Genomic DNA, 5388 nt, shown 5'->3' with positions numbered 1-5388 from the left:
GGGGGTGGGTTTCACATCGGTAGAGGGGGGTGGTCTCTATTTGTGTGTGTCGTGGACGCGTTGCGGCATATGTACTGTTTGCCATCATGTAGCCATGTGTGTTCATGGTTTTGGTTGAGCATTTGTGTAGGCAAGCCCTCGGCCTATTAGTACCGGTCGGCTAGGCATTACTGCTGTACACCTCCGGCCTATCAACCCAATAATCTGTTGGGGGCCTTAACCCCACTAGGGGGTGGGAAACCTCATCTTGAAACGTGCTTCCCGCTTAGATGCATTCAGCGGTTATCACTCCCGAACGTAGCCAACCAGCCGTGCTCCTGGCGGAACAACTGGCACACCAGAGGTTCGTCCATCCCGGTCCTCTCGTACTAGGGACAGCCTTTCTCAAGTTTCCTACGCGCGCGGCGGATAGGGACCGAACTGTCTCACGACGTTCTAAACCCAGCTCGCGTGCCGCTTTAATGGGCGAACAGCCCAACCCTTGGGACCTACTCCAGCCCCAGGATGCGACGAGCCGACATCGAGGTGCCAAACCATCCCGTCGATATGGACTCTTGGGGAAGATCAGCCTGTTATCCCCGGGGTACCTTTTATCCGTTGAGCGACGCCGCTTCCACATGCCGACGCCGGATCACTAGTTCCGACTTTCGTCCCTGCTCGACATGTCTGTCTCACAGTCAAGCTCCCTTGTGCACTTACACTCAACACCTGATTGCCAACCAGGCTGAGGGAACCTTTGAGCGCCTCCGTTACTTTTTAGGAGGCAACCGCCCCAGTTAAACTACCCATCAGGCACTGTCCCTGATCCAGATCATGGACCTAGGTTAGACATCTAGTACGACCAGAGTGGTATTTCAACGTTGACTCCACACTCACTGGCGTGAATGCTTCACAGTCTCCCACCTATCCTACACAAGCCGAACCAAACACCAATACCAAACTATAGTAAAGGTCCCGGGGTCTTTCCGTCCTGCCGCGCGTAACGAGCATCTTTACTCGTAGTGCAATTTCGCCGAGTCCATGGTTGAGACAGCGCCCAAGTCGTTACTCCATTCGTGCAGGTCGGAACTTACCCGACAAGGAATTTCGCTACCTTAGGATGGTTATAGTTACCACCGCCGTTTACTGGGGCTTAAGTTCTCCGCTTCACCCACAAGTGGGCTAACAGGTCCCCTTAACCTTCCAGCACCGGGCAGGAGTCAGTCCGTATACATCGTCTTACAACTTCGCACGGACCTGTGTTTTTAGTAAACAGTCGCTTGGGCCTGGTCTCTGCGACCCTCCCCGCCTCACACCGCAAGGGTGTTAACGGTTCGGGTCCCCCTTCTCCCGAAGTTACGGGGGCATTTTGCCGAGTTCCTTAACCATGGTTCACTCGATCACCTTAGTATTCTCTACCTGATCACCTGAGTCGGTTTGGGGTACGGGCGGCGCATAGCTCGCTAGAGGTTTTTCTCGACAGCATAGGATTACCCACTTCCCCCATACGGGGTCGGCATCACGTCTCAAGGTCGACATCAAAGTCAGCATCCCGGATTTACCTAAGACACCCCCTACACGCTTACCCACGCACAACCATCGGCGTGGCTGGGCTACCTTCCTGTGTCACCCCATCGCTTGACTACTACTAGTTCGGATCCCACGCTCCGCCTAAACGCCTCGCCCCGAAGGGTCTGGTCATCTAGGTTTCAGATGGTTAGCATCACCAGGTTCGTCATGGGCGCTACTTTGCCGGTACGGGAATATCAACCCGTTGTCCATCGACTACGCCTGTCGGCCTCGCCTTAGGTCCCGACTTACCCAGGGCAGATTAGCTTGACCCTGGAACCCTTGATCATTCGGTGCAGGAGTTTCTCACTCCTGATTCGCTACTCATGCCTGCATTCTCACTCGTGTCGCGTCCACCACTAGGTCACCCTGTGACTTCACTCGCGACACGACGCTCCCCTACCCATCCACACACCTGAACCAACCACAAGGGCGGCTAGGCTTTACCAATAAAGGGCATGAATGCCATAGCTTCGGCGGATGACTTGAGCCCCGCTACATTGTCGGCGCGGAATCACTTGACCAGTGAGCTATTACGCACTCTTTCAAGGGTGGCTGCTTCCAAGCCAACCTCCTGGTTGTCACTGCGACTCCACATCCTTTTCCACTTAGTCATCTCTTAGGGGCCTTAGCTGATGGTCTGGGCTGTTTCCCTCTCGACAATGGAGCTTATCCCCCACTGTCTCACTGCTGCGCTCTCACTTACCGGCATTCGGAGTTTGGCTAACGTCAGTAACCTTGTAGGGCCCATTAGCTATCCAGTGCTCTACCTCCGGCAAGAAACACGCAACGCTGCACCTAAATGCATTTCGGGGAGAACCAGCTATCACGGAGTTTGATTGGCCTTTCACCCCTATCCACAGGTCATCCCCTCAGTTTTCAACCTAAGTGGGTTCGGTCCTCCACGTCGTCTTACCGACGCTTCAACCTGCCCATGGATAGATCACTCCGCTTCGGGTCTTGATCGCGCTACTCAAACGCCCTATTAGGACTCGCTTTCGCTACGGCTTCCCCACACGGGTTAACCTCGCAACACAACGCAAACTCGCAGGCTCATTCTTCAAAAGGCACGCCATCACCAGGCACAAAGCCCAGCTCTGACGGATTGTAGGCACACGGTTTCAGGTACTATTTCACTCCCCGCCAGGGGTACTTTTCACCTTTCCCTCACGGTACTTGTCCGCTATCGGTCATCGAGAAGTATTTAGGCTTAACGGGTGGTCCCGCCAGATTCACACAGAATTTCAGGGGTTCCGTGTTACTTGGGAAAACACTCAACAGATCCAGACTTACACCTACGGGACTATCACCCTCTACGGCGCCACTTTCCAATGGACTTCAACTTCAACTGGATTTTCTTACTGTTTCAGCCACCGGCAGATGACCACGAATGCTCCCACGACCCCCTACACGCAACCCCTGCCGGGTATCACACGCATAGGGTTTAGCCTGATCCGATTTCGCTCGCCACTACTCTCGGAATCACTTTTGTTTTCTCTTCCTATGGGTACTGAGATGTTTCACTTCCCCACGTTCCCTCCACACGCCCTATACATTCAGGCGCGGGTAACCGCACATAACTGCGGCTGGGTTTCCCCATTCGGACACCCCCGGATCACAGTTCGGTTGCCAACTCCCCAGGGCTTATCGCAGGCTCCAACGTCCTTCATCGGCTCTCGATGCCAAGGCATCCACCATGTGCCCTTCAAAGCTTGCCAAACACAAACACTCAACAAAAACAACAAAGACACATTACACTACATTAATAAACAAACACCCACACACAAGCCCCCACCAACAAACAAACTGTCAGTGAGGCACTCACACAGTGCGGGCATATGCTCGCGTCCACTATCCACAAAACAAACACCAAGAACAACCACCCATCACCCACCCATCCGGGCGAGCTAGGCCTGATCCCTCAGGGCCCAACAGTGTGCCATCACCACCCACAACCAACCAACCACCAGTTTCCACACCCACACCCCCGAAGAAGTATGAGTAGTACTCAAGCAATCAGCCACCATGAGTGACCTTCATCGACGATTCCATCTACAAGCACCAACCACTCACAACAACCCATCCCCACCACAACGGCGGAAACTTCGGTCCGAGCAAGGCAATGCTCCTTAGAAAGGAGGTGATCCAGCCGCACCTTCCGGTACGGCTACCTTGTTACGACTTCGTCCTAATCGCCAGCCCCACCTTCGACGGCTCCCCCCCAATAAAGGGTTAGGCCACCGGCTTCGGGTGTTGCCGACTTTCATGACGTGACGGGCGGTGTGTACAAGGCCCGGGAACGTATTCACCGCAGCGTTGCTGATCTGCGATTACTAGCGACTCCGACTTCATGGGGTCGAGTTGCAGACCCCAATCCGAACTGAGACCGGCTTTTTGGGATTCGCTCCGCCTTACAGCATCGCAGCCCTTTGTACCGGCCATTGTAGCATGCGTGAAGCCCTGGACATAAGGGGCATGATGACTTGACGTCATCCCCACCTTCCTCCGAGTTGACCCCGGCAGTCTCCTATGAGTCCCCATCACCCCGAAGGGCATGCTGGCAACATAGAACGAGGGTTGCGCTCGTTGCGGGACTTAACCCAACATCTCACGACACGAGCTGACGACAGCCATGCACCACCTGTACACCGACAAAAAGGGGCCATATCTCTACAGCTTTCCGGTGTATGTCAAACCCAGGTAAGGTTCTTCGCGTTGCATCGAATTAATCCGCATGCTCCGCCGCTTGTGCGGGCCCCCGTCAATTCCTTTGAGTTTTAGCCTTGCGGCCGTACTCCCCAGGCGGGGCGCTTAATGCGTTAGCTGCGGCACGGAACCCATGGAATAGGCCCCACACCTAGCGCCCAACGTTTACGGTGTGGACTACCAGGGTATCTAATCCTGTTCGCTCCCCACACTTTCGCTCCTCAGCGTCAGGTAATGCCCAGAGAACCGCCTTCGCCACCGGTGTTCCTCCTGATATCTGCGCATTTCACCGCTACACCAGGAATTCCGTTCTCCCCTGCATACCTCTAGTCTGCCCGTATCGAACGCAGACCACCAGTTAAGCTGGTGGATTTCACGCCCGACGCGACAAACCGCCTACGAGCCCTTTACGCCCAATAATTCCGGACAACGCTCGCACCCTACGTATTACCGCGGCTGCTGGCACGTAGTTGGCCGGTGCTTCTTCTGCGGGTACCGTCACCACCATCAACCGGTGCTTCGTCCCCGCTGAAAGAGGTTTACAACCCGAAGGCAGTCATCCCTCACGCGGCGTTGCTGGATCAGGCTTCCGCCCATTGTCCAATATTCCCCACTGCTGCCTCCCGTAGGAGTCTGGGCCGTGTCTCAGTCCCAGTGTGGCCGGTCACCCTCTCAGGCCGGCTACCCGTCGAAGCCTTGGTGAGCCATTACCTCACCAACAAGCTGATAGGCCGCGAGCACATCCCCCACCGAAAAAACTTTCCACCCAACCACATGCATGGCTGAGTCATATCAGGTATTAGACACCGTTTCCAATGCTTATCCCCAAGTGGAGGGCAGATTACTCACGTGTTACTCACCCGTTCGCCGCTCGTGTACCCCGAAGGGCCTTACCGCTCGACTTGCATGTGTTAAGCACGCCGCCAGCGTTCGTCCTGAGCCAGGATCAAACTCTCCATAGAAAATTCAAACCCGACAAACAAACCCCGACATAATTGCCAGAATCATTGCCGAAAAAAACAAACCCAAAAAAACAAACTGGGCATAACAAACTAATTCGTCGACTATATGACACACTGTTGAGTTCTCAAGTATCAGACGCACACGCTAGACTCTCTCGAATCCCCGCGGGGC

Annotated in this window: 2 rRNA genes; both read right to left on the bottom strand. The window is 54.8% G+C overall.

Annotated elements, in window-relative coordinates:
- Positions 1-126: 126 nt before the first annotated feature.
- Positions 127-3266, bottom strand: a 23S ribosomal RNA gene (locus ACYVLV_RS12235).
- Between the two features lie 415 nt (positions 3267-3681).
- Positions 3682-5216 (bottom strand): 16S ribosomal RNA (locus ACYVLV_RS12230).
- Together the 16S and 23S rRNA genes form the textbook arrangement of a ribosomal RNA operon.
- Between the last annotated feature and the right edge of the window lie 172 nt (positions 5217-5388).

The organism is Nocardioides salsibiostraticola (genome assembly GCF_054783655.1).
Note: the sequence above shows the minus strand (reverse complement) of the source record. Positions and strands in the feature narration are given on the sequence as shown.